The sequence below is a fragment of the Methanobrevibacter sp. genome (assembly GCF_045112895.1).
In the GTDB taxonomy this organism is placed as follows: Archaea; Methanobacteriota; Methanobacteria; order Methanobacteriales; family Methanobacteriaceae; genus Methanocatella.
Genome location: NZ_JBGUIH010000055.1, coordinates 1 through 24,877, shown reverse-complemented (window position 1 = coordinate 24,877; position 24,877 = coordinate 1). Strand labels below are relative to the sequence as shown.

Below are 24,877 nucleotides of genomic sequence, written 5' to 3'. Positions count from 1 at the left end.
TCTCTTTAAATTTATTTTTTGGTTATTTTTATAGTTGATTTAGCAGCTTTTGCTGTAACGTATTTGTTTCCAGAGCTGACTACTACCTTATGGGTTCCAACTTTCAAGGATTTGACATTAAGATTTGCAATTCCTTTTGCGTTAGTTTTTACAGTGTAAGTTTTGTATTTTTTGCCTGTGTAAACTTTAATTTTTACTTTAACCCCTTTGATTACCTTTTTGGTTTTTGTGTTTTTCACGGTAACCTTAAAGTATTTTTTTGCTCCTTTTTTGGTAGTTAACTTTTTAGGAGTTAATTTAGCCGGTGCCTTTTTAATAACAATTTTTGTTGTAACTTTTTTGAGTGCAAAGTTTTTAGTGTCTCCGCTTGTGATTACAACTTTGTATGTTCCAGGGTTTAAGCTTTCTAGTGATAATCTGATTTGACCGTCTACACCAGTCGCTCCTTTGTATGGGTAATATTTGTTAGAAGTTGTGAATAACTTAATGTCAAGTTTCGCATCATATATTGGGTCTTTTTTACTGTTGGTTAATTTCACAGTAAAGACTTTATCCCCTTTGTAATAGGTAATTACTTTAGGAGCACTACATTTTGCAGTTATTTTGTTATTTGTAATGGTTTTAGTAACATCTGCACCATAATAACGGAGATCGTTATTGCTTACAGTAATTTTATGTTTTCCAACAGTTTTTATTTTTATAGTTCCATCATTATCTGCTTGACCATAAAATGATTTATTTTTATTTTTATCATATTTAATTATGACATAAGCTCCAGCTACTTTTTTACCAGTTAATTTATTTTTCACTGTAATAATTCCAGTTTTACTAATTGTGTATTTTACAGGAGTTCCTATTGTTACAGTTACTTTAGTATTATTTTTATAATTATTTGAGCTAGCATTTACTAAAGCATAAACAGAATATTTTCCACTTCTTAAACCGCTCATTGGAAGTTCAACAGTACCTTTGTCATTTGTGGTTAATGTATTGACTTTTACTGTAGTATTGTTGCTGCCGGTTGTTGTGAAAACAACTTCCTTTTTGTTGGAATCGGTCATGTTAAAGAACACGGTAGCTCCACTTATAGGTTTTCCAGTTTTCTCATTTACAACAGTGATTGTAAGCTTTTTGGTAGTCCCATAATTCTCATTAAATGGATTGACTGTAATCTTTGAGTTAATTTTTTTGATTTTAATATTTGTTTTATATGCACCTTTAAGGTCATCCATTCCTGAGAAAGTTAATTCATAAGTTCCTACTGGAGAATAAATGGTGTTTGATGTGAATATCACATTAGGGTTAAAATTGACGTTTGGGATTCTTATAACTCCATTTGAATCAGTAGTGAGTTTTTTACTGGTACTTAAACTAATTTTGCCGCCAGATTGTTGTATGTCCCAATAAATGCTTGAGTTACCATATTTTCCGCTGACACTAATATTTTTATTTGCAAGTATTTCATTTGTCTTATTGTCCACGATTACAAATGAAAAATTACCGTCCTGATAATCAGCTTCAGTAACTAATGGAATAAGTTTAATTGCTGTTAATCTGATTAATTTACTGGATGAGGATACTTTAGTTTCATTATCCTTGTAAGTAATTTTCATGTTGTAATTTTTTACATTATCAACTAGTTGCGCATTGAATATTAATTTTTCAGTTTTATAATCAAATTCTGAGATATTAATATACTTGGTTTTTCCATCAGTGTCTTTGTAGCTTATTGTAACATTAAAGTTATCTTTGCTTGGTTTTTTAGTATCCACTCCATTTGTAACTTTAATAGGAAGTTCAACTTTGGTAGTATCTGGGTTTACATAAGTTGGAGATTTTAAATCAAAGTTGTAATCCCCAAATACGGATAAAACTATTTTTTTTGTTGAATTTTTATAAACATCATTTCCTAAATAATTGATATTTAAAGTATGTTTTCCTTTCGCTAATGGATTAGAAAGGGTTATTGCAGAATTTTTATAAGTGAAATTAAGTTTTGTTGTTCCTTCAGTAACTGTTAGATTTTTATTAGTTATTTTAATGGCTTTTGATTCGTTATCTTTTACAGTTACGTCAATCTTCTGTGTTGCATTCTCTTTAATTTTAACATCTTGAGAAACGATTTCTGTTGTGATCTTTTCTTTTTCAGTAAATGTAGTTGCATCTTCATCAGCTAAAACTACATCGGATCCATCGTCTGCTAACTTCATATCGGCATCGGTTGCATTTTCGCTAGCGCAAACAGACCCTATGCTTACTAATAGGAATAGTGTCATTACTATTAATAAGATGTGAGAGTTCTTAAGTTTCATAGCTTATTTTCCTCCTTTAAAATAAAATCATATAGTATCAAAATAATAATTTCTAATAATAAAATATGTATTTTTAACATTTATATTTTAGTGATATACATATATAATCATTTTTATTTTAAAAATTTTCAATGTAAATTTTAATAAAATAAATAAAAAAAGAATTGAAGAATAAGATTTATTCTTCCAAGTAGGAATCCAAATCAACGTCAAGTTCATCGCAGATTCCTTTTAATTGCTCATATAATTTTTCATCAATGCTTATGCCGTTAGCTTCAGCTTCAGCAATTCTTTTAACTTCTAAATCCCCAGGGATTGCTACATTTTCACCTGTGGCCCTGACTTGTGAAATGAAGTTTTCAGTATTGCTTACGAATTCTCCAAAGTCGACAAATTTAGTTGGGTCGATTACAACATATAAGTCTCCTTTGGTACAGTCCTTATCAGGTGAAGCGGTACCGGTTACTCCATGGCCATATCCTGCCTGCACTAACGGTCCGGTTAAAATTTCAATTAACAATGATAATGCATATCCTTTAAATCCTCCAAACGGCAAGATTGATCCTTCAAGCGCCGCATCAGGGTCATTTGTTGGGTTTCCATCTTTATCCAATGCCCATCCATCAGGCAAATCCAATCCTTTTCTTTTGGATTCAATGATTTTTCCACGTGCGGTAATGGAAGTTGCCATATCTACAGTAATGTAGGATTCAGATGGAATGCCTAATGCAAGAGGATTGGTTCCAATCAAAGGCTCTTTACCACCTAAAGGTGCAATAGCAGGGTCAGTATTTGCAAGTACCAAGCCAATGCAATTTTCTCTTAATGCCAAATCAGAATAAAATCCAGTAACTCCAAAGTGATTGGTATTGTGAACGCCAACACATGCAATACCCACATCTTTTGCTTTTTTAATTGCAATTTGCATAGCTTTATAGGATACCGCTTGTCCAAATCCGCTGTTACCGTTGATTAATGCAATTGCAGGAGTTTCTTTTTCAATGGTAATATTGTCTTTTAAGTTGATTGTTCCTGATTTAATACTAATGAGGTATTGTGGGAATCTGCCGAGTCCATGTGATGTAAATCCTTTCAAATCTGCGTCAATAGTAGCTTCCGCCACTAATTCTTGATCTTCTTCACTAGCTCCTAATTTCTTTAAAATTTCTTTAACAAGAGCTATTTCATTATCTTTCATTATCTTCATTCTATCACTCCTTATTAGTTAATTAAATCAGTATTCAATTTCAGATCCTTCAAATGCTTTGACTGTGATTTTTTCATCATCAGTTACGGTACCGATGATTTGACAGCTGCAATATTCATTTAAAGTTTCCATTATTTTATCTGCTTCACTTTCATCACAGATAACAACAAAGCCAACACCCATATTGAAAACTCTGTACATTTCTTTGATGTCAACATTTTGTTCGTAAATAAGTTTGAATATTTCCGGAACTTCCGGAAGGTCAGTAATGTTATAACCAATGCCTTTTTTCAAACGTCTAAGGTTGGTGAAACCCCCTCCGGTAATATGTGCAAGACCATTAATATTATATTCTTTTTCAAATAGTGCAACAATAGGTTTAACGTAAAGTTCAGTTGGTCTAATTAACTCTTCTCCAATTGTGGTTTCGCCGTTAGGCATTTTATCATTCACAGTATAACCTGCATCATCAAACAATGCTTTTCTAGCTAAACTGTATCCGTTGGAATGAATTCCATTACTTTCGATACCGATTAAAACATTTCCAGGCTGAATATTTTCACCTGTAATGATTTTATCAATATCAACAAATCCAATACCTGTTCCCGCAAGGTCAAAATCTTTGATGATTCCTGGAAGTGATGCGGTTTCTCCTCCAATAATTGCAATTCTTGATTCATTAGCTCCTTTAACAAGACCTTCAGCAATTTCAGCAGCTCTCTCAGGGTCAGGTTTTTCAACGGCAAGATAATCAACTAAAGCTATTGGTTCGGCTCCGACACACAGAATGTCATTAACTACCATAGCAATGCAATCAATACCTACAGTATCGTATTTGTTCATCATTTCAGCAATTAAAATTTTACTTCCTACACCATCAGTACTCATTGCAATAGCTTTATCACCTAATTTTACTAAAGCAGCATAATGACCACTGTCAGTAATAATATCTCTACATTCTAATGTTGATTTAAGTTTATCTGCTAATTTTGAAACAGTAACAGCTTCTAAATCAATATCCACACCGGATTCTGAATAAGTAACCATTTTTACACCCATTGTTTTAAAAATAATATAATATTGTGATATTTACAACATTTTTCTAGTATTACTTTGTTTTAATTAGTATTTAATTATTAATGTATCCTCACGCAATCTAAATTAATTGGAGTTTTAGTCTCAATTTTATAACTTCTATGAATTGAAGATGCAAGGTCTACGGTCTTATAAGGATCTCCGTGACATGTAATGACTTTTTCAGGTCTTGGATTAAGTCTTTTCACGTATTCCATTAATTGTCTTCTGTTTGAATGTCCACTGAAACCATTAATGGTTTTAACGTCCATTTTTACATTGAATACCCTTGTTCTTCCGTCGTCATCTTCAAGAGGAATTTCCTTCCAACCTTTTTGCACTCTTCTTCCCATGGAACCTTCAGATTGATATCCTACAAAGATTAATGTATTTCTTTCATCTTCACATAGCCATTTGAAGTATTCAACAGAGTTTCCACCGGTCAACATACCAGAAGTTGATAAGATGATTGCTGGTTGTCTGCTTTCAACAATTTCTTTTCTTTGATCGTAATTTTGAACTTTTTCAAACATTTCTGAGACGAATGGGTTTCTGCCCATGTGGAATATTTGGTCTCTTAAATCCTTACTCAAGTATTCTGGCCTTGCAGTATGGATTGCAGTTGCTTCCCAAATCATTCCGTCGATGAATATTGGCACTTCTTCAATTAATCCATGTCTCATATATTCTTCTAAAACGACCATGAGTTCTTGCGCTCTTCCTACGGCAAATACCGGAACCAACACTTTTCCTCCACGTTTAAGTGTTCTATAGATGGTTTTCATCATTTCTTTTTCAGCATTGTTTCTTGAAGGTTGAACATCTTCCTTTCCACCATAAGTACTTTCCATAATCACTGTCTCGGCACGTGGGAAACGAATGGTTGCAGGTTCCAATAATCTGGAAGGTTCATATTTGAAATCTCCGGTATATACCAGGTTGTGAGCTCCGTCTCCAATGTGCATATGGGAGATTGCTGAACCGAGGATATGTCCTGCATTATGCAAAGTCAATCTTATATCCGGGGAAATGTCAGTTACTTCACCATAATCTAATGTTATGGTATGTTTAATGGCTTCTTTAACATGTTTTGAAGTAAATGGGAGAGGATTCCCTTCTCTGTGAGCAATATCTAAGTGATCAAATTGTAAAAGAGTTGTCAAATCTCTAGTTGGAGTTGTACAATAAATAGGACCGTCGTATCCGTAATGGTAGAGGTATGGTACAAATCCGCAATGATCTAAATGAGCGTGAGAAATAATGACTGCATCCAATTCTTCAATTGAAAATTCAGGTGCATTCAAATAAGGGAATGCAGTTTTATTATCTGATGCAGCGACATTAACACCACAATCTAATAATACGCGACTGTTAGGTGTTTGTAAAAGCATGGATGAACGTCCAACTTCCTTAAATCCGCCCATTGAGGTAACTCTTGCCCAGTCATTTGGGTATTTGCTTCCCTGGTGGATTTGTTTTCCAAGACGTTGCAACATTTTTTTTCTGTCTTTACTGTTATTTTTTTGGATTGTTCTAATTTTTCCAATAATGTCGGAACTTATTGGTGGGGTTCTTAGGATTTTAGGTGCCCATCCAGTATTTTTAACTATATTTCTTGAGGTAACACCATATTTTCCAATAACAAGTCCTGGTTTTTTAGCTGTAATAACCACTTCACAGGTAACTGTATCAAAATAAATGTCTGTAATTTCAGCACCTTCCGGAACGATTTCATGAATCTTGTTTATTGTTTCTTCCGGTTCGAGTAAAGCGCTTTTGTCAGATCTAATGATTATCCTCTTTCTTAAATCTTTTGCAAGTGATCTTATTAAATCACCGTTTTCTGTTATAATTTCCGGATTTTTGGTATAAACTACTACTTCAGGCCCTTCAAATTCAACTTTCGAAACCTGAATTTCATTAGGTAGTTTTTGCAAAATCTCTTTTTTAATTCCATCTAAAATATCTGAAGTCATATAATCCCTTCAAAAAAAGTTTGTGTAATTATAATAGTTTATGAAAAGCTTTTAGCTATAATTAGTAAAATTTCATAAACTATCTACACATTTTATATAAAAAATAGTTAGTTATGAAAAATTAGTTTTGCTTATAATTTATCCAAAATCTCTTTTACTTTTTCATTATCTAACATTTCAAAGCCGTCTTTGTCCACTTTAGCAACCAAATATCCATTGCCGGAATATGTGTCACGTTCAGCAGCAGCTCTGATAGCTCTTATAGCTATTTCAATTCCTTCGTCAGTTGTCAAATCATCTCTGAATCTGTCTTCAAGAACTCCGTAAGCTACGATAGAACCTGATCCAGTTGAGATGTAAGTGTCTTCAATCATACCACCTGCTGCGTCTAATGAGTAAAGAGATGGTTTGTCTCCGTCCATTCCGCCAAGCAATGTTTGAACATACATTGGTCCGGAACGTAGGATGTTTGCAGTTAATGATGCTGCAGCTTTGACACTGATTGAATCATTGTTTCTCATTTGATATAATGACACTTCAGCTTCAATAACTTTCATTAAACTTTGTGCATCTCCAACAGAACCAGCAATGGTTGTTACGATGTGATCGTCAATTTTAAATATTTTTTCTGCAACTTTATGAGCTACAAGGTTTCCCATACTAGCTCTTCTTTCGCTTGCAAATACAACTCCGTCTTTACAAGTGATTCCAACGGTGGTTGTACCTTCTAGTATTTTTTCATCCATTTAAATACACCTCATATAAGTATTTAAAATATCTAATTTCAACTACTCATAGGTTAATATAACAAAATATAAACTAATTTAGTTAATTAATTTTATTTAAAATCAGAATCAATAATTAGTATAAACTAACAATATTAATATTAGCTATTTGCATATATAAAGTTTTCTTTTGATGGTGAACAAATGAAATATAAAAAAATTGGCGACATTCTTATTTTGGATAAAGATGACTCATACGATGATTTTGAGGATTTGTCTAAAAGACATAATGTAAAGACCATAATGAAAATAGACCACATCCAAGGGACCAAAAGGGAGCCCGTTTACAAGATTCTTTATGGCAGTGAAACTGAAACTATTCATAAAGAAAACGGATGTCTGTTTAAATTAGACCTGGCAAAAGTAATGTGGTCAAAAGGAAATAATAATGAGAGATTAAGGATTGCAAAGCTAGTTAATGATGATGAAACTGTCATTGACATGTTTGCTGGCATCGGTTATTTTTCCATTCCTATCGGTGTCCACTCAAATGCGAAAGAAGTAGTTTCCATTGAAATAAATCCTAATTCCTATAATTTTTTATGTGATAATGTCAAGTTGAACAAATTAAATAATGTAACTCCAATTTTAGGGGATTGCATGGTTGAAACCCCTAACTTTAAAGCGGATCGCATTGTTATGGGTTATGTCAAGACAACTCATCATTACCTGAAAGTGGCAATCGACAGTCTAAACGAAGGGGGAATTCTGCATTATCATGAAACGGTGCCCGAAAAGCTAATTGACACACGACCAATTGAGAGGATTATTTCACAAGCTGGCGGGCGAGATGTGGAGTTGCTTAAAATAAATAAAATAAAGAAATATGCTCCAGGTGTAGAGCATGTCGTCATTGATGCTCGGATAAATTAGCTATTTTTTCCAGAAGGGTGTCATTCAACCATTCATCGTTAATGTACTTTTCATACACGCATAGCCTTTCAATCAATTCAAATCCTGCATCAATTGTCAATTTCTCAAGTTCATCAATGCCCGGCCAAGGGGATGTTATGTTCACGTAATCAGGACTTACTGGTGAAACTCCGCCCCAGTCATCTGCACCACACAATAAAAATATCTGGGCAGTATCATTGTTTAGGTTAGGCGGGACTTGGATACTAACATCGGTATCTCCAAATAGCAATGTTCCGGCTATAACTGTCCTAACCATGTCTAAAAAAGTGGGTTCGGGCCAATTTTCCATTTCAATTCCAGGTATTGGTGTGAAATTTTGAATGATTACCTCTTGAATATGACCATAATTATCATAAAGTTCTCTAATGGCTAATAATGATTCAGCCACTTCCTCTTTTGTTTCGCCGATACCAATTAGAATGCCTGTAGTATATGGAATTTTAAGTTTACCCGCATTTGAAATGGTTTCCAATCTCAACTTGGGATTTTTACCCGGACTTTTTTTATGTGCAGGCAATTCCATTAGTCTATGGGATGAATTTTCAAGCATAAGTCCCAATGATGCATTGACTTCTTTTAGCCTTTTTAAATCATCAAAGCTAAAGTTTCCGCCATTGGTGTGGGGCAGCAATGTTGTTTCATCTAGTGTCATCTGACAGATGTCAACAATGTAATCAATCATCGAATCGTAGCCATATTCGGCCAATTTCAAACGAACGATTTCTTCCTCATCAGCATCCTCGCCAAAAGTAAAAAGCGCTTCTTTGCAGCCATATTGTTCCGCTTCCTTTAGGCTTTCCAATATTTCCTCTTTGGTCTTGAGAATAATTGCTTCGGGATCATCGGGATTCTTTTTAAAATTACAGTATCCACAATCATTCCTGCAAATCTCAGTCAACGGTATGAATACGTTTTTAGAATAAGTAATAAGATTATTCTCCCTATATTGCACAGTTTGTGACATATAATTTATTATTTCACTATCCGTAGCATTTAATATGTGGAGAATATCTTCTTTTGTTAAATTTGACGGCATTTTTAACCTTCACGTTCAGAAACAGTAACTTCCACATAAAGTGGAGGAATCTCATTTTTGTCTTCCCATATGGCGATAACAACATCAAAACTTGGAAGTTCGAATATTTTATATCCGACAACAAGCCCCATTGATTCAAGTTCCTCTTTCATTCTGATGAAACCATGTTCGTCAACGGATCCGGTTGTTCTTTCACTTTCTTTGATATGTTTATCTCCAGATTTTAGGATTTTAGCTACTTTTTCTGAAGTTGCTTCTAGCTCAGTTCCACCAAGAATCTCTCCGATTTCACTAAGTTTAGATTCAAACTCATTAAGTGGAATAACAGTTCTTGATCTTCCTCTTACAATTAAGATTTTTTCATTATCGATTGCAGGCCTGGATCCTTTGAATGAATCAAAAAATCCCATTACTTGTCCCGCTATTTCATAGGTTTTTCTCATTAAATCAAATCCTATTCAATATTTAATTCTTCTTTAAGTTCGCCTAAGGTAGTTACCTTTTCAGCAAATGCATTGTGCCTGTGAATACTTTCCTGATTTTCTTGACGTGCTGTAATTAGGACGTCATCAGGCAAATCAGAATATTTGTTTGCAATTTTCTCCATCATGTTTCTAACACAATCTTCAACAAAAACTGGTTTTCTGTGCGCATTCATAACGGTTGCATTTTCATCAGGCCTTTTAAGTAACTCACAAACTGGTGAGCTCATGGAACTTTCGATAATGTCAATCAAATCTTCAGCTTTGATAATGCTATGTTCAGGAACTTCAATCAATAATGTTCCAACTCCCCTTTGGTTATGGGATGCAAAAGTAACAGTATCTAAAACTTTTTGTGTAGTCTCTTCATCTAAAAATTCTAATAATTTGTTTTTATCAGATTCTTTAACAGACTCCTGTGCACAAGGACAAACAGTCATACCAATAACTTCGGCGCCAATGCTTTTTCTAATATCAATAGTGCCATCATCATCTCTTACTCCAATGGCTTTAGCTATTAGCTTAGCCATTTCTTGAGTCTTGTTTTTAGTTACTGGTGACTCTTTCATGAACATGAAGTCGGTTGTCATTGATATTTCAACGCGTTTTGCATATTCATGTTTGGTCATCATTTTTTCAACAATTTTTGCACATAATGATTCGATGTCTACTGTAGAATCTTTAGCAACAGTTTCGAGAACTTCACTAATTGCTTCCGGGTTCCTAGACATGTGTACCCCTTTTTGATCATTTGGCAAGTCTACAAATGCATCAAATGTAGGTAACAATATTATTGGTCTTTTATTTGTTCTTTCTAGTTGTAATAACTTCTTAACTCCAGTCACGCCCACTCTTGTTAATTTTATAGGTATGCTTGGAGCATCGTCTTGAGTATCGGGTAAGCAAACTGCCAATTTCATAACCTCTATTTAATTAAATATTATTATTTTTTGTTTCTTTTTATTTATATATTTAAATGTAAATTTATTTCATTTCGTAAGAAAATTATTACTTGGAAAATCATTTTTCATATATAAAATTAAAAAAAGTTGTTTAAAATTTAGAAAAATGTTAGTTAAAAAGTAAAAGGATAAGTAGTTTGTATAAAACTACTTTTAGAATTATAAGATGTTTGAAGAGCCCATATCTTCTTTAATCACGTCTAAGACTGTTTGGGTGTAAGTTCTTTCTATGATTGGATCTTTTAATAGTTCTTTAATAAATGCATTTAATTCATTTGTGTTTCTGAATTTTGCAATTAAAAATGCATCGTATTCGCCGGTAACGTCGTAGATACCAACTACATTTTTATTAAAGAATGTTTTTTCTTCCCAATTTTTGAGTTTTCCACCTTTAACTCTTACACCGATGATTGTAGTTAAAACAAATCCTAATTTTTCATGGTCTATAATTGGTGAGAACTTTTTGATAACCCCAGATTTGACCATTTTATCGATACGATTATGAACAGTACCTACAGATACGTCTAAACTGCGAGATATTTGCCTATAAGAGGTTCTTACATCTTCATTGATTATCTTAAGAATGTTTATATCAGTATCGTCTAACTTTATAACATTGTCTTTTGTTTTTACCATATTCGTCTCCTCTCATTAATTGGGTTAATGGATTAACCTTTATATCATATAGTAACTTTTTCATAATATTTAAAAGTTTTTGTATTTTATTTATTTTTTTTTATTTTTTTTTAGAAAATTAACAATAGAACTCATTTTTTCATAAATCTTTTTAATAAATTTCCCCAACATATGTGAAAAATCTTTTTATTTGCGTATGGTTTTAACATTTTATTAAATTATTTGAATTGTTTTAAAAAAATTAGAATTATTCTGTTAATCCTACAATAATTTTTTGAATATCCTTAATATTTGCATTAGTTTTAATCCCTAAAGGGTTATAATGTGTTTTTATTGCGATAAATCCTTCTTTTTTCATTTGATTTATAATCAAATCAAATTTAGGCGCACTAATCTTTAAAGATTTGCATATTGCGTGGATGTCGAAGAATGTTGCAGGGGCATCAGATTCGTCCAGACATTTGTTCAATAACTTTAAGGCTTCTTTTTCACTGTTAATCTTTTTATTTGATGATTCATCAATCATTTTTTGGATGAATTCTTTATTCTGGATATCTCCTAACCATAATGGTCCGGCGTGGATTAGCTTTTCGCCACAAACGGGACATACATCTTCAATTGGGCTTGCTAGACCTTCGGCTGTTTGTCTATGCAAACAATTTTTACAATGGCTGATATAACCGATATTGTTTAAAGATTTGTCTGTTTTTTGTGAGCCTTTTTTAATTTCCAGGTATAATCTCATATAATGTTCAGTGCTGTGGGATAATTTTACTTCAATGCATTTTGCATATTTTGCAAGGGTGAGTGCAACAAAACCGGCTAAGATTCTAATGCCTGTTTCATGACAATATTCGCTTTTATAGGGTTTTGCATTATATTTGCGAATGCATGGCTCTTTATAGGTTCCGCATAATGCGGAAGTGTCAGTTGCAGTAACGCATAACAGGGAATTTCTGCGAGCGCAATATCCTGCCGAATCTAGGAATGGTGAAGGTGTTCCAAACGGATCGATGTCGATTACATCAAATTCTCCACGCTTCATCCTTAAAAACATGCTTGCATCATGCTGGTAAACTTCAATATCTTCTAAATTGTTCAGTTCAATGTTATGCTTTTCATATTGGTTGGCCAATTCGCTTATGTCATTAATGGAGACTTCTCCAACGCCATCTATTTCATTTTTATAACGAATTCCACGAATTCCGCTGCCGCCAAACAAGTCGCATATATCAATTTCTCTATCTTGTTCTTTTTGGAATACCTGGATTGCAAGTATTGATAAATCTCTATTTAATTCCATGTGAGGGTTATAAAATACGGGTGCATCAGATGAAATTTTATCAAATTCCGGAAATTCTATTTTTGTCAGTCCTTCTTCAATACTTTTAATTTTATATTCATCCATTAATTCTCACTCTTAATTCTTTTTATTTTGTTAAGTAATGTTTTAAATATTATTAGATTTAAATATTAGTATAAGAAATTTAATTAATTTTATAAATTGGTGATGAATATGTCAAATATTAAAGTCCCTATTGCAAAACCAATAATCGGAGAAGAAGAAATTGAAAATGTAGTTGAGGTTCTAAAATCAGGAATGATTGCTCAAGGGCCAAAAGTAGCAGAATTTGAAGAAAAATATGCTGAATGGATTGGGGCAGATTATGCCATTGCTGTAAATTCAGGAACAGCTGCATTACATGTCGCATTGCTCTCCTGCGGTATTGGCGAAGGTGATGAAGTCATTACAACTCCATTTACTTTTATTGCAAGCGGAAATTCAATCTTATATACTGGCGCTAAACCAGTCTTTGCCGATATTAACCTAGATACTTATACAATGGATCCAAATTCAATTGAAGCATTGATTACTGAAAATACCAAAGCTATTTTGCCAGTTCAGTTATATGGTCAATCAGCAGATATGGAAAAAATCAATGAAATTGCCGAAAGGCATGGTTTGATTGTCATTGAAGATGCGGCACAGGCTCATGGTGCTGAATTTGATGGTGAAAATGTCGGTACCTTAGGTGACATGTCCTGTTTCAGTTTTTATCCAACAAAAAACATGACAACTTCTGAAGGAGGAATAATCACAACTAATGATGAGGATTTGGCCGATAATGCAAAGATGTTTAGAGCTCATGGTGCTAGTGTAAGATATCATCACGATGAAATTGGTTATAATTTTAGGATGACAGATATTTCAGCTGCAATCGGTCTTGCCCAATTAGATAAAATTGATGAATTTAACAATAAAAGAATTAGAAATGCAGCTTATTTAAATGATGGCTTAAAGGATGTTGACGGTGTAGTTACTCCTCATTGTGCTGATAAGGCAAAACATGTATATCACCAATACACAATTAGAGTTGAAAAAGGCAATAGGGATGATTGGGTAGATATTATTAATGATTGTGGTGTAGGAACTGGTATTCATTATCCAATTCCATTATACAATCAGCCAATTTATAAAGCGTTAGGAATTGATGGGGGTTGTCCAAATGCAGAACTTGCAGCGGACAATGTTATTTCTCTTCCAGTGCATCCTTCACTTACAAAAGAAGATTTAGATAGAGTGATTTGTGCTGTAAAGACAGCATCCAACAAGTTAGATTAAATTCTAACTTTCTTTTTTTATTTTAACATTTTTTCTACTGTATCAACTTTAGCGTTTAAAGTCCTGTTTTCCAAATCTCTTCTGTCATCTATTTTTATTACAGTATAAACTCTGCCGATTCCAAGTTCAAAAATGGATTCTTGGGCGGCAGCTATTGCAGAATAAAGTTCTTCCAGATTATCTGCCTCAATTTGAGTTCCCATTCCAGTCAATTGATAGTTCAAACCTGAATCTTTTATTGATTGGACAGCAGCAGTTACGTAATCTTTACATTCAGTGGTTTCAGTTCCGACAGGCAATATTGCAAAATCACATGTTATCATTTTTTCACCTGGTAAAATTATTTATTTAACTTTCTATAAATCAATTTGTAATGGTAAAATTAAACAAAGATGAATTTAATGAGCATATTTTTGCAAGAATCAATAATTTAATTCACGATTATGAACTAATCAAGGAAGGGGAATTGATAGCGGTTGCACTATCCGGCGGCAAGGATAGCGTTTTGACATTGCACGCACTGAAGAATTATCAAAATTTTCTGGATTTTGATTTGGTTGCCATCAGCGTTGATGAAGGCATTGAAGGCTACAGGCAACATGGCATTGACTCTGCCATCAAAAATGCCAATGATTTAAATGTAGAACTTGTCCAGAAATCCTTTAAAGATGAGGAAGGTTTCGCCTTAGATGACATTTATCAGGATTTTAAAAGTGCCTGCATTCCATGTGGTGTTTTCAGAAGGAATATTTTAAATAAAACCGCTTATGAGTTAGGGGCTAAAAAAATAGCTACTGGCCACAACTTAGACGATGAAATCCAATCATTCTTGATGAGTTTTGCAAGGGGAGATACCATTAAATTCTCAAAATTCGGCCCGGAACTTGATGTTATCCATCCAAAATTGGTTCCAAGGATTAAACCGTTATGGAACACTCCTGAAAAGGAGGTGGGAATGTGGGCTGTGTTAAATGGTATTGATATTCATTTGGATGAGTGTCCTTATTCTCATCTATCCTTAAGAGCTAAAATTAAAGAATTTTTAAATGTCAGTGAAGATCAATATCCTGGTGTAAAGAATAACGTGATGGAATCATTTAAAAAGATATTGACATTTGAAAATGACATATCCACAAGCCTTAATGAATGTGAAGTCTGCGGCGAACCAACTTCATCAAACGTTTGCAAGGCCTGTGAACTAAAGGAATTAATTAATTCCAATGAGTGATGGAATTTAAGGGGATATCAAATTGGATATTATAAATAAATGGACGGAATCCAGCTTTATTCTTAAGATTTTAATAGGAGTGATCATTGGTGCGATTTTAGGGATTATTGTTCATGAATGGTCCATTATTGGATTTCCAGGAGAAATATTTGTAGAAGCTCTTAAAGCTATTGCCCCGATTTTAGTTTTTATTTTAGTGGCTTCAGCTATTTCTAAAGCAAAATCAGGGATTGGCTCTAAATATGGAATGATTATTATAATATTCTTAGCAACGAATTTTATTGCGGCAATGGTGGCTGTAATTGCTTGTTATTTTTATCCGATAAACATTCACTTCTCCTCTGTTAGCAATGCCGCCGCTCCAGGAGGGCTTGGAGAGATATTATATGATATGGTTTTGAGTATTTTTTCAAATCCAATAAAATCTCTATCTGAAGGAGAATATCTTAGCATTTTATTTTGGTCTGTCATCATCGGATTTGCTTTGAGAATGGTTGCAAACGATACAACAAAAGACGTTATAGAAGATATCTCTGATGCTTTAACAAAAGTTGTTGGCATTATTATTCAGTTTGCACCAATAGGTGTTTTGGGTTTGGTTTTCACAGCCGTTTCTGAAAATGGCCTAAGCATCTTCTCACAATATGGCCAATTAATATTTTTGATTGTTATTTGTATGGCAGTTGTTGGGTTTATTGTCAATCCATTTATATCATTCTTGTTTTTAAGGCGCAATCCTTATCCATTGGTATTGACATGTTTTAGAGAAAGTGGAGTCACCGCATTTTTTTCAAGAAGTTCTGCAGCGAATATTCCAATTAATATGCATCTATGCGAGAGACTTGGTCTTGAAAAGGATTTCTTTTCCGTTAGCATACCATTAGGTTCTACAATCAACACAAATGGTGCCGCTATCACCATTACAGTCATGACTCTTGTAACCTGCCACACTCTTGGAATATCCGTTTCACTGCCGATTGCTATTGTTTTATGTTTTATTTCTACATTGGCTGCATGTGGTGCTTCAGGTGTTGTTGGAGGATCTTTATTGCTCATACCTATGGCCTGTTCAATATTTGGAATTAGTCCTGATGTGTCTATGCAGGCTGTTGCTGTTGGATTTGTAATAAGCATTATTCAGGATTCCTGTGAAACCGCACTTAATTCCGCATGCGACGTTCTGTTTACTTCAACTGTAGAATATTATAATAGGGCAAAAAATGGTGAACCTGTAAATTATATGGGTGAATTCGCTAAAAAATAATAATTGGGTATTATTAAAAAAATTAAGGTAAGATGATGGTTTCGTTAAAAAAATTAATTTCTCAAAATTGCGAAGACCATATATGCAATAAATAATGCAACTAAAATGGCTCCTTCCCTTTTATCATATTTTTCTTGTGTTTTACCGAATATGAAACATAGTATTGTAACGCCTAGCATAAAGAGAACGTCTATCAATAAACTTGAGTCGAGAGGTATTGCACTTATGGCACTGCTCGCACCAAGCACGAATAGAATGTTGAAGATGTTTGATCCGATAACATTTCCTATGACCAGCTGATTTTCCCCTTTCTTTAAAGCGGTGATTGATGTCACAAGTTCAGGTAAAGATGTGCCGATCGCCACAATGGTCAAACCTACTAATGTTTCACTCATTCCAAGGGCTATTGCTATAGCTGAAGCACTGTCAACAACTAAATCTCCACCGATTATAATTCCTGCAAGACCTACAAGTATGAAAATTATACTTTTTGGCAGTGTAAATTTCGGTTCTTCAACTTCTGCCGCTTCACTTGATTTTCTAGCATCGCGAACTAAATAGAAAATGTAAGCTATTAGAATTATGAGTAATATTATCCCTTCAATGTTTGTTATGTCCCATCCGATTATTATGAAAACCGCCCATAATACGGTAATTCCAACAAGGAATGGCAAATCCTTTTCCAAAACACTTTTTTCCATCAATAAGTTACTTAATAATGCCGCTATACCAATTACCATTAACATGTTAAAGAGATTACTACCTATAACATTACTGACAGCCAATGCATTGCTGCCAGTCAAGGATGAAGTAATAGATACGGCCGCTTCAGGAGCACTGGTTCCAAGTGCAACGATTGTCAAACCAACAATGATTGTTGGAATTTTCAATAGAGATGCAATACTGCTGGCCCCATCAACAAAAAAGTCAGATCCTTTAATCAAGAATACAAATCCAACAAGCAATAAAACAACTTGAATAATTATTCCAGCATCCATATTATTCCTCTTTAATTTCTTCTTGAGGTCCTAAATCAGTAACAAGGACTTTATCAATTTGGTGACCATCAATATCAATAATCTCAAAGATAAATCTACCACATTCATATTTATCTTCCTCATCTGGAATAGTTCCACTTATACTGAGAATAAATCCGGCTAATGTGGTATAGTTATCTTCCTCTTCATCAGGCAAGGAATCTTTAAAGTCAAACAATTTTTTGAATTTATCAATAGGGTATCTTCCATCAATTAACCAGGTGCCGTCTTCCCTTTGGACAGCTTCTGGCTCATCCTCTTCATCAATTCCTGGAATATCTCCCACAATACCTTCAAGCAAATCGTTTAATGTGATTAAACCTTCAACACTTCCAAATTCATCAACAACAAGAGACATGTGAACATATTCTTGGTTTTCTTTGAATTCTTTCAATAATTCTAATGTTTCTAAGTGCTCTGATACCACTAAAGGTTCTTTCACGATTTTATAAACATCAAACTCTTCATCAGTAAACATTACAGAAAGAATGTCCTTTGCTTGAACTACTCCAATGAAGTCATCTAATTCTCCTTTTGCTATTGGGAAAATTGACCTTTTACTTTCAATAATCTTAACCTTATTTATGTCCCTATCGTCTTCAAGGTCAATCCAAATGATTTCATTACGAGGGGTCATAATACTTTCAACTTTTTGGTCGTCAAGTTTGAAAACCCTTTTAATAATGTCTTCCTCTTCTTTTTCTATAGTTCCGTCCTCTCTTCCTTCTTTAATCATTAATGTAATTTCCTCTTCGGTAACAACATCATCGCTTTTATCTTCGATTCTGAGCAACCATAGAAGGAATCTGCTTGATTTTGCAAGTATGAAACTAACAGGTTTTGAAACTCTTTCAAGGACTACCATGCTTTTAGCAACTTTAAGGGCGATTCTCTCAGGGTCGTTTAAAGCAATTACCTTAGGCACGATTTCTCCGATAACCAAAGTCAGATAAGTAGTGACAATAACAACTATAGCTACGCTAATTGGTTCACTGTATGGGATAAATGAGATTAAGTTAGAAAGCGGTTTTGCTAATGTTACTCCACCGAAGGCCCCAGTTAAGACACCAATAAGTGAAATTCCAATTTGCACAGTAGATAAAAATTCATTTGGGTCTTCTAACAAATCAAAAACAATTTGCGCATTCTTATTCCCGTCTTCTAAGTATTTTTGCATTTTTGCTTTTCTTATAGATACAACGGCAAGTTCTGCCATTGACAAATATCCTGTAAGGATAATTAAAATTAATATTATGATTATTTCAAGTGTCGTTCCAATCATTTCTAACAAACCATTAAAAATATTATAAATCACTGGCCTGTATAAAGTCAGTGTTTCCATATATCTTATTTTGCATCTCTTGGACAGCTAAAGATGCTTCTTCCCTTGTAGCCACTTTTTGAAAGATTCTTCTTGATTTAACTTTCAGTGTTTTTCCACACACACATTTGCGTGTAGCCACTCCTTCTTTTGCATATAATGCACGTCCACAGTCGCAACGAAATATAAGATACATGATTATTTTTCCATTTAGAATTAATAGTAATTATAATATTATCAATATATTATTTATAATTAATTGCTATTCAACCAAAAATTTGCATAAATAAAGGTATGAAAACTTGGGAAGGCAATATCACCAAAGTCGCAATGCTGACTCCCAAATTTGTTCCAATCACCACTAATAATATCCTAAATATATTATTTTCCCATAAGTCCCTTAGACTTTCAATTTTGGTTAAGTTCTTGATGTCACTTTGCCTTACTTTTCTGTATTTAGCTTCAGTTAGTCCTGAAAACCATCCGGCGGCAAGCAATGGATGAATTATTGTTAATGGAGCAACCAATCCTCCAACTATTGCGGATTGAATTTTTGAACCGGAAAGAATGGATCCGATAAAACCCATTACCATACTAATCACGATGAATTCATAGATGTTTCCTGTTATGTTTATCCCATTAAAATAAGCCAGAAAAAATATCACCACAAATAATATTGGAATCATTGCTAAAATTATTTTCGCCCATGGAATTCCATTTTTTTCATCAATCTTTTCCAATTCCCTTAGATTAGGCAATGATTCGGGATTGTCCAAGTATCTCTCAATTCCAGGCTTGTGCCCTGCGCCCACAACTGCAACTACTTTGTCATATGGAAGTTGCATCAATCTACCTGCAAGATATGCATCCCTTTCATGTACAAGGACTTCATAAACGCTTGGAGCTTCATCTTTAAACATTTCCATTAAATCATCCAGGTTTTCCGGATTTTTCAGCTCCTCAATATCGATGTCTTCCTCCTCATCATCAAATCCAAAAATTGAAAGAAGCAGTCCATATGCAAATTTGGCCTTTTCCATGAAGCCCATTTTATTTAAAGCTCTTTGCAATGTGGTATTTATGTCTCTATCGATAAGCGCAATCGGAATTTGCAAATCTTCGCTAGCTTCAATAGCGCCAATCATCTCAGAACCGGGTGCAACATCCACATCAGCTCCAATTTTGGATTGGAAGTATCCGAGAAGGGTGCTTGTAAAGAACAATCCTACCTTATTTTCCTTAATTATTCGAGTAACGGATATGGGTTCGTCATCTTCAATGCCCATCATTTGCTTTTTTATCTTTGTGTATCTGCCTCTATCAAGTTCAATAGCCACTACGTCAGGGTGCTGTTCATAAATAGCATCTTTGACTTCATTAACGCTTTCTTCAGATACATGAGCCGTACCGATTATTGTTAAACATTCTCTTCTCATTAAAAAAACACTTCTTTGTAAATTATGTTATCTAATATTATTATTAAATGAAAATATATAAACTTAATCTTTTATAAGTCTCAATTGATGGTTTTCATAAATCGCAACATTTTCTGTGATGTTTTTCAGGCAGCATAGTTCAACGTCACTGCCGTAACCCAGCTCGGTCAATCTCTTTGCAGTTCTTGAGTTCAAAAATGATTCTTTTAAGGATTCATAGTCTCTTGTTGCCAAAATTGCTGTTTGAGCATATTCGCTTATCTCACAATCATTTGATTTGCTTTTTATCCAGTATAGAATCTCACCGGCGGCCAGATAATCCTCTATTGCAAATTGGCCTTTGACTCCGGCCATCACGACATCAATGTGATTTTGTGCCAGTTCAACACTTTTAGACGCTACGCTTTTTGCATTTACCATTGATCCTACAAGAACCGTCGATTGCATATTCTCCAAAATTCTGGTGCCGTTGGTTGTGGTTAAAATAAGGATTTCTTCTGCAGTTTCATAATCTTTAAGTGCTGATGGAGAATTGCCTAAATCACATCCTTCGATTTTTTTTCCATTCCTTTCGCCGGCAATTACTCCCCCAAACGCATCTTTTAATTTAAATGCTTCTTCAGGAGTAAAGCATGGAATTATTTTTTCAAAATTGTTTAATGCAAGCGTGATTGTAGTGCTGGCTCTAAGCGCATCAACCATTATGGAAACATCCGAACTTTCACTTTCCTCAAAACTCAATGTCATTTTCATGAATTAATTTATATTCAATGTTAATATATAATTTATATCATGAAGATTATCACAACGCCGATGTGTGAAGAAATTGTAAGATTGGCAGGAGTTTCCGATTATATTGTAAATAAGAATCCTGATGAGGAAGAGGGCGATTTGGCCATTCTGTTATCTGAAAGCAAAGTCAAGATGAACAGCTTGCCCATTAAGATAAATACTCCATCCCAAGTCTTTGAAAGCATAAAAAAAGTAGCCGAAATAGTCGAAAATGACCTGTTTGATGAGGATGTAACCGCATTTTTCGATGATTTTGAAATGTGCAAGAAGTACTTGAATTCAGATTTCAAAAGGGATATCGATGTCAAAGTATACTCCAATTTCCTAAAGGATATCGTTTTGGATATGGGTTTCAATATAGTCGGTGAAAACTTTGATTATGTGATTTTCCCCGATTATTTGAAAGATAAAGTAATTGAAACAGATAATTTGGTTGAAATACCTTCACACAACAGCATTTCAAAAAACCCATTCGAAAAAATTGAGATGCGATATTCGCTTTTAGAAAATTTAATATAATTAAATATTGAAAACTAATATCATATAATTGCATTTTTAAAAGAGTTGTTAATATGTATGAAACATTAACATTTACTGGTGGAGTTCACAAAAGTGAAGAAATTAGAGAACTAATTGAGGATTTAGGAGGATTCATTCTTCAAGACAGCATTCAACAAATGGAACTGGTTTTGAATATCGCGGTTCCTTTGGAGGATGTTGACAAAATTGAAAAGAAAGCTGAAGAACTTTTGGGAAAAATATCCATTGCACCTATGGCAGGTTCAGAAATAGCTATTGTCTCACCAACACTTGCAAGACACCATTTGCCTCATGCTGCATGTGACATTTCAGAATATTTGCGTGAATATGGTGCAAAGGACAACATGATTGGTCTTGCCCGTGGTGACGGTAAAGGCACTTCTGGAATTACCGAAGAAGAAAAAAGCCTAATTGAAGAGCATGACATTGCTATTTTTGCATTAGGCAGTTTTGAAAATTGTATTAAGGAAAAAGCTTTCTTATATGATGATATTGATATTCCAGTTATCGTAACTGGTGCTCCAGAAATTCCTATTGAAGAGCTTCCGGGTGCAGATGCATATGTGGGAGACCTCGGCAGAATCCCAAGAAGATTGAGAAGAGGTCCTGATGTACGTGCACTTGACAGATTGGTTGAAACCACTGAAAGGATTTTGAACGAGAAAAAACGTGAGATGGCTCTTGATGCACCATTAGTTCCGTCCATTGTTGTAAAAAATGCAATTGAAAACCAAGTCAGAGAAATTAAGGATGTTATTTCTCCAGCACCAGTAACCTCTCAATTGGATGGAGTGCGCGTAAAATTAAATTATGATGATTATGCGGATGTCATAGCCAATGTGGTTATTGACGGCAAAAAATTATCCGAGCTTGCTGAGATAAAAAAATCATTCATGTATGATTATATCCTGGTAAAAATTAATAGTGAGAGTTCTCTTGTTGAGGATTCTGACTAATCTTCTTTTTTTTTTAAAGCAATCTCATTCCGAAGAAATTGATGGCATCCACTAAATCGTTAAATTGCTCCAGCTCTCTTTCTATAACGTTTTCATCGGTCATGTCTATGCTCAGTTCCCCGTCTACACTTAATGTGTCAGGTCCTCTGCCGACGATTCTTTCAAGCCCGTCAGCACTTAAGATTCTCTCGGCATCAAGCTGATGCACAAATGCCCTTCCGGGGATGATTACCGCTTGCTTTATTTCGCTCAAATCAAGCTTTTCCAAATCTTCCTTTGTAATCAAGCAGGCTATTTCCTTTTCAACTGCAACGACATTAACGCTGTTGGCTTCTAATTTGTTGAATATTTTAGAAATGAACGGTTCAGCAATTTTGGACGTGATTAGTGTTGCTTCACCTGTTATAGGTTTAATGAATTGCAAAAATATTTCGTTTTCATCTTTCGCTATTGCAAAAGGACCGCCAGTTTCAGGATCGCACAATGGTGTTCCGCTGACTCTGAATTTGTATTCTGAATTGATTTGGCGAACGAGCTCTGCAAATTCTTCGACAGGTTGGGATTCAATGCCTTTAAGTATTGGTTCATTGCCTAAAATGAGTCCTTCATTAAATGTATTTCCAAATCTCATTAAAAGCATCCCTTTTGCACCCCACTCTTCTAGGGTATTGCAGGTTTCACGCAAAACATCACCATCATTCACCCCTGGAATGATTACTGCAGCTCCAGTTAATTTAATGTTTTCACAAAATATTTTGCAGGCTTCCAGAGCTTCTTCCGGATGTTTGTCTTTTACCCATTCTCTTCTAAGTTTGGGATCAGATGAAAAAACAGTAAATGAAACTTCGTTAACGCCATTATTTATTAATCTCGTAGCCATGTCGCTGTCTGAAATGCCCTTTCCGCATGTGTACCCTAATATTGAAGGTATTGAAAATTGATTTAAATTGGCCGTTAATGTTTCAAGATAAGGATAGCAGCTTATATCTCCTCCACCACTTATATATGCGCTTATATCTCCTCTGCGCATATTCATCATCAGTGCAGTCTGAACTTCGTTCATTACTTCAAAAGGTGATTTAAATGCACCTTGAGTTTCGCTTATCCCTTTACTGCATCTTTCACAGCCTATTTTGTTGGGAAGACAATGTGCACAGCCAAAACTTTTAATTTCCTTTACCTTTCTGAAGTAACAGTATTTGCAAAAACCGTTACAATCTTTTCCAGGTATTCCTCCAACATCAGCTACAAGTTGCATAACATTAATTATTTTTTATTTCATTTTATTTATAAATTGAGCATTATTTTTTTTCTAAATCTTTGTATTACTTTTAGTATTATTTATTACTATAAAGGTTAAAAGTAATAATTTTTTATTTTCGCTTAAATTTTGTTTTAACTGGTGTTTTTTCGTTAATTTATTTAATAAATTTTTTAAATAAAATATTTTTAATTTTATTTATCAATAAATGAGTTTAATTAAAAAAAGTGTATTTTAAAAAGAGATAAAAAGTAATACTTTTTACTTTCTTTTTCTTAAATAAAAAATGTTTTATTATACTTTATAAAGTTTTCTAAAATATCTCATAGGTAATCTTTATATTATATCTTTTATAAAATAAAATTTGTATACCATATGGCTGGCTATTGCAAAGACTTGCTTTGTAGCTATATGCTCGATTTGGTAAAATTACCATTGAGAGCGGTATATTAGTTAAACTCTATTTATTTAGGAGGGAAAAAATGGCAAAGTTTGATGATAAAATCGATTTATTCGATGATAGAGGCAACGAAATTGCATCTGACGTACCAATCGAAGCTATCAGTCCACTTAGGAACCCTGCAATCCAAAAAATTGTTAAAGGTGTTAAAAGAACCGTTGCAGTAAACTTAGAAGGACTCGAAAAATCCGTTAAAACAGCATCTGTTGGTGGAGACAAATCTAGAATTTTAGGAAGAGAATTAGATCTCGCTATTGTTGACAACGCAGAAGCAATCGCAGACAAAATGAAAGGTATTATCCAAGTATCTGAAGGCGACGATACTGTTGTAACACCTATTTCCGGAGGAAAAAGGTTATTAGTACAAGTACCAACCAGAAGAATCGATGTTGGTGCTGAATACTCCGCAGCTCCATTATCAACCGCTTCAGCTTTAGTACAATCTGTTATTGACATTTGTGACGTTGACATTTACGATGCAAACTTCGTAAAAGCTGCAGTATTAGGTAGATACCCACAATCTGTAGACTACAAAGGATCTAACATTGCAACCATGTTAGACATTCCACAAAAA

The 24,877-nt window shown here is 34.0% G+C and carries 23 protein-coding genes and 1 pseudogene; 7 read left to right on the top strand and 17 right to left on the bottom strand.

The window, feature by feature from the left end:
* Positions 1-11: 11 nt before the first annotated feature.
* The 5 genes from ACJMLD_RS09140 to psmB form a co-directional block, all read right to left on the bottom strand.
* Positions 12-2,312 carry a hypothetical protein gene (locus ACJMLD_RS09140; protein ID WP_405270743.1) on the bottom strand — a complete coding sequence of 767 codons (2,301 nt, stop codon included), beginning with the start codon at positions 2,310-2,312 and terminating at the stop codon, positions 12-14.
* A 178-nt stretch (positions 2,313-2,490) separates the two neighbouring features.
* Positions 2,491-3,519, bottom strand: coding sequence for an L-sulfolactate dehydrogenase (comC, locus tag ACJMLD_RS09135; RefSeq protein ID WP_405270741.1), 1,029 nt, complete (start codon positions 3,517-3,519; stop codon positions 2,491-2,493).
* A 27-nt stretch (positions 3,520-3,546) separates the two neighbouring features.
* Entirely contained in the window at positions 3,547-4,566 is a 1,020-nt protein-coding gene (purM, locus tag ACJMLD_RS09130) for a phosphoribosylformylglycinamidine cyclo-ligase (protein WP_405270738.1), read from the bottom strand.
* A gap of 89 nt (positions 4,567-4,655) precedes the next feature.
* The gene (locus ACJMLD_RS09125) at positions 4,656-6,569 is read right to left on the bottom strand and encodes a beta-CASP ribonuclease aCPSF1 (protein WP_405270736.1); all 1,914 of its coding nucleotides are present in this window, start codon (positions 6,567-6,569) and stop codon (positions 4,656-4,658) included.
* 131 nt (positions 6,570-6,700) lie between these two features.
* A complete protein-coding gene (gene psmB, locus ACJMLD_RS09120) occupies positions 6,701-7,315 on the bottom strand; it encodes an archaeal proteasome endopeptidase complex subunit beta (RefSeq protein ID WP_405270733.1) in 615 nt (204 codons plus the stop codon).
* A gap of 183 nt (positions 7,316-7,498) precedes the next feature.
* Here psmB and ACJMLD_RS09115 point away from each other — a divergent pair, with 183 nt between their 5' ends.
* Positions 7,499-8,227, top strand: coding sequence for a class I SAM-dependent methyltransferase (locus tag ACJMLD_RS09115; RefSeq protein WP_405270731.1), 729 nt, complete (start codon positions 7,499-7,501; stop codon positions 8,225-8,227).
* Here ACJMLD_RS09115 and cofG read toward each other — a convergent pair.
* The 5 genes from cofG to ACJMLD_RS09090 form a co-directional block, all read right to left on the bottom strand.
* A complete protein-coding gene (gene cofG, locus ACJMLD_RS09110; protein WP_405270729.1) occupies positions 8,205-9,305 on the bottom strand; it encodes a 7,8-didemethyl-8-hydroxy-5-deazariboflavin synthase subunit CofG in 1,101 nt (366 codons plus the stop codon). The two genes, ACJMLD_RS09115 and cofG, sit on opposite strands and share 23 nt — an antisense overlap.
* A gap of 2 nt (positions 9,306-9,307) precedes the next feature.
* Entirely contained in the window at positions 9,308-9,748 is a 441-nt protein-coding gene (locus ACJMLD_RS09105; RefSeq protein WP_405270727.1) for a DUF2120 family protein, read from the bottom strand.
* Between the two features lie 11 nt (positions 9,749-9,759).
* The gene (gene mptA, locus ACJMLD_RS09100) at positions 9,760-10,701 is read right to left on the bottom strand and encodes a GTP cyclohydrolase MptA (RefSeq protein ID WP_405270725.1); all 942 of its coding nucleotides are present in this window, start codon (positions 10,699-10,701) and stop codon (positions 9,760-9,762) included.
* Between the two features lie 207 nt (positions 10,702-10,908).
* Positions 10,909-11,385 carry an Lrp/AsnC family transcriptional regulator gene (locus ACJMLD_RS09095; protein ID WP_405270723.1) on the bottom strand — a complete coding sequence of 159 codons (477 nt, stop codon included), beginning with the start codon at positions 11,383-11,385 and terminating at the stop codon, positions 10,909-10,911.
* Between the two features lie 247 nt (positions 11,386-11,632).
* On the bottom strand, positions 11,633-12,793 hold the full coding sequence (locus ACJMLD_RS09090; RefSeq protein ID WP_405270721.1) for a tRNA (guanine(10)-N(2))-dimethyltransferase: 1,161 nt from the start codon (positions 12,791-12,793) through the stop codon (positions 11,633-11,635).
* Between the two features lie 108 nt (positions 12,794-12,901).
* On the opposite strand from ACJMLD_RS09090, the gene ACJMLD_RS09085 reads away from it, so the two are divergent.
* Positions 12,902-14,008 (top strand): DegT/DnrJ/EryC1/StrS family aminotransferase, encoded by a 1,107-nt coding sequence (locus ACJMLD_RS09085; RefSeq protein ID WP_405270719.1) that lies wholly within the window; start codon positions 12,902-12,904, stop codon positions 14,006-14,008.
* 17 nt (positions 14,009-14,025) lie between these two features.
* Here ACJMLD_RS09085 and ACJMLD_RS09080 read toward each other — a convergent pair whose 3' ends face one another.
* A complete protein-coding gene (locus ACJMLD_RS09080; protein ID WP_405270717.1) occupies positions 14,026-14,331 on the bottom strand; it encodes an MTH1187 family thiamine-binding protein in 306 nt (101 codons plus the stop codon).
* A 50-nt stretch (positions 14,332-14,381) separates the two neighbouring features.
* Between ACJMLD_RS09080 and ACJMLD_RS09075 the strand changes: the two genes are divergently transcribed.
* Positions 14,382-15,236 carry a TIGR00269 family protein gene (locus tag ACJMLD_RS09075; RefSeq protein ID WP_405270715.1) on the top strand — a complete coding sequence of 285 codons (855 nt, stop codon included), beginning with the start codon at positions 14,382-14,384 and terminating at the stop codon, positions 15,234-15,236.
* A gap of 22 nt (positions 15,237-15,258) precedes the next feature.
* The gene (gene sstT / locus ACJMLD_RS09070; RefSeq protein WP_405270713.1) at positions 15,259-16,500 is read left to right on the top strand and encodes a serine/threonine transporter SstT; all 1,242 of its coding nucleotides are present in this window, start codon (positions 15,259-15,261) and stop codon (positions 16,498-16,500) included.
* Positions 16,501-16,553: 53 nt separating this feature from the next.
* Here the strand turns inward: sstT and ACJMLD_RS09065 are convergent, their stop codons facing one another.
* From ACJMLD_RS09065 to comB, 5 genes are all read right to left on the bottom strand, one after another.
* Positions 16,554-17,498, bottom strand: coding sequence for a calcium/sodium antiporter (locus ACJMLD_RS09065; RefSeq protein ID WP_405270711.1), 945 nt, complete (start codon positions 17,496-17,498; stop codon positions 16,554-16,556).
* A 1-nt stretch (position 17,499) separates the two neighbouring features.
* Positions 17,500-18,819 carry a hemolysin family protein gene (locus ACJMLD_RS09060; RefSeq protein WP_405270709.1) on the bottom strand — a complete coding sequence of 440 codons (1,320 nt, stop codon included), beginning with the start codon at positions 18,817-18,819 and terminating at the stop codon, positions 17,500-17,502.
* A 22-nt stretch (positions 18,820-18,841) separates the two neighbouring features.
* Positions 18,842-19,054: a DUF1922 domain-containing protein gene (locus tag ACJMLD_RS09055; protein ID WP_405270707.1), complete on the bottom strand. Its 213-nt coding sequence runs from the start codon at positions 19,052-19,054 to the stop codon at positions 18,842-18,844.
* Positions 19,055-19,124: 70 nt separating this feature from the next.
* On the bottom strand, positions 19,125-20,294 hold the full coding sequence (locus tag ACJMLD_RS09050) for a TraB/GumN family protein (protein WP_405270705.1): 1,170 nt from the start codon (positions 20,292-20,294) through the stop codon (positions 19,125-19,127).
* A 63-nt stretch (positions 20,295-20,357) separates the two neighbouring features.
* On the bottom strand, positions 20,358-21,047 hold the full coding sequence (gene comB / locus ACJMLD_RS09045) for a 2-phosphosulfolactate phosphatase (protein WP_405270703.1): 690 nt from the start codon (positions 21,045-21,047) through the stop codon (positions 20,358-20,360).
* 39 nt (positions 21,048-21,086) lie between these two features.
* On the opposite strand from comB, the gene ACJMLD_RS09040 reads away from it, so the two are divergent.
* Both ACJMLD_RS09040 and ACJMLD_RS09035 read left to right on the top strand, forming a co-directional pair.
* Complete coding sequence (locus ACJMLD_RS09040; RefSeq protein WP_405270701.1) at positions 21,087-21,605, top strand: hypothetical protein; 519 nt, start codon at positions 21,087-21,089, stop codon at positions 21,603-21,605.
* A gap of 53 nt (positions 21,606-21,658) precedes the next feature.
* The gene (locus tag ACJMLD_RS09035) at positions 21,659-22,582 is read left to right on the top strand and encodes a methanogenesis marker 7 protein (protein WP_405270699.1); all 924 of its coding nucleotides are present in this window, start codon (positions 21,659-21,661) and stop codon (positions 22,580-22,582) included.
* 13 nt (positions 22,583-22,595) lie between these two features.
* On the opposite strand, the gene mmp10 is transcribed toward ACJMLD_RS09035, so the two are convergent.
* Positions 22,596-23,840, bottom strand: a complete 1,245-nt coding sequence (gene mmp10, locus ACJMLD_RS09030; RefSeq protein ID WP_405270697.1) for a methyl coenzyme M reductase-arginine methyltransferase Mmp10 — start codon at positions 23,838-23,840, stop codon at positions 22,596-22,598.
* A 485-nt stretch (positions 23,841-24,325) separates the two neighbouring features.
* Here mmp10 and ACJMLD_RS09025 point away from each other — a divergent pair.
* A pseudogene (locus ACJMLD_RS09025) lies at positions 24,326-24,877 on the top strand (methyl-coenzyme M reductase subunit beta); the annotation flags it as partial.

Coding starts and splice junctions, on each gene's coding strand:
- ACJMLD_RS09140 (WP_405270743.1), bottom strand. CDS start 2,312: ATGAAACTTAAGAACTCTCACATCTTATTAATAGTAATGACACTATTC.
- comC (WP_405270741.1), bottom strand. CDS start 3,519: ATGAAGATAATGAAAGATAATGAAATAGCTCTTGTTAAAGAAATTTTA.
- purM (WP_405270738.1), bottom strand. CDS start 4,566: ATGGTTACTTATTCAGAATCCGGTGTGGATATTGATTTAGAAGCTGTT.
- ACJMLD_RS09125 (WP_405270736.1), bottom strand. CDS start 6,569: ATGACTTCAGATATTTTAGATGGAATTAAAAAAGAGATTTTGCAAAAA.
- psmB (WP_405270733.1), bottom strand. CDS start 7,315: ATGGATGAAAAAATACTAGAAGGTACAACCACCGTTGGAATCACTTGT.
- ACJMLD_RS09115 (WP_405270731.1), top strand. CDS start 7,499: ATGAAATATAAAAAAATTGGCGACATTCTTATTTTGGATAAAGATGAC.
- cofG (WP_405270729.1), bottom strand. CDS start 9,305: ATGCCGTCAAATTTAACAAAAGAAGATATTCTCCACATATTAAATGCT.
- ACJMLD_RS09105 (WP_405270727.1), bottom strand. CDS start 9,748: ATGAGAAAAACCTATGAAATAGCGGGACAAGTAATGGGATTTTTTGAT.
- ACJMLD_RS09095 (WP_405270723.1), bottom strand. CDS start 11,385: ATGGTAAAAACAAAAGACAATGTTATAAAGTTAGACGATACTGATATA.
- ACJMLD_RS09090 (WP_405270721.1), bottom strand. CDS start 12,793: ATGGATGAATATAAAATTAAAAGTATTGAAGAAGGACTGACAAAAATA.
- ACJMLD_RS09085 (WP_405270719.1), top strand. CDS start 12,902: ATGTCAAATATTAAAGTCCCTATTGCAAAACCAATAATCGGAGAAGAA.
- ACJMLD_RS09080 (WP_405270717.1), bottom strand. CDS start 14,331: ATGATAACATGTGATTTTGCAATATTGCCTGTCGGAACTGAAACCACT.
- ACJMLD_RS09075 (WP_405270715.1), top strand. CDS start 14,382: ATGGTAAAATTAAACAAAGATGAATTTAATGAGCATATTTTTGCAAGA.
- ACJMLD_RS09065 (WP_405270711.1), bottom strand. CDS start 17,498: ATGGATGCTGGAATAATTATTCAAGTTGTTTTATTGCTTGTTGGATTT.
- ACJMLD_RS09060 (WP_405270709.1), bottom strand. CDS start 18,819: ATGATTGGAACGACACTTGAAATAATCATAATATTAATTTTAATTATC.
- ACJMLD_RS09055 (WP_405270707.1), bottom strand. CDS start 19,054: ATGTATCTTATATTTCGTTGCGACTGTGGACGTGCATTATATGCAAAA.
- ACJMLD_RS09050 (WP_405270705.1), bottom strand. CDS start 20,294: ATGAGAAGAGAATGTTTAACAATAATCGGTACGGCTCATGTATCTGAA.
- comB (WP_405270703.1), bottom strand. CDS start 21,047: ATGAAAATGACATTGAGTTTTGAGGAAAGTGAAAGTTCGGATGTTTCC.
- ACJMLD_RS09040 (WP_405270701.1), top strand. CDS start 21,087: ATGAAGATTATCACAACGCCGATGTGTGAAGAAATTGTAAGATTGGCA.
- ACJMLD_RS09035 (WP_405270699.1), top strand. CDS start 21,659: ATGTATGAAACATTAACATTTACTGGTGGAGTTCACAAAAGTGAAGAA.
- mmp10 (WP_405270697.1), bottom strand. CDS start 23,840: ATGCAACTTGTAGCTGATGTTGGAGGAATACCTGGAAAAGATTGTAAC.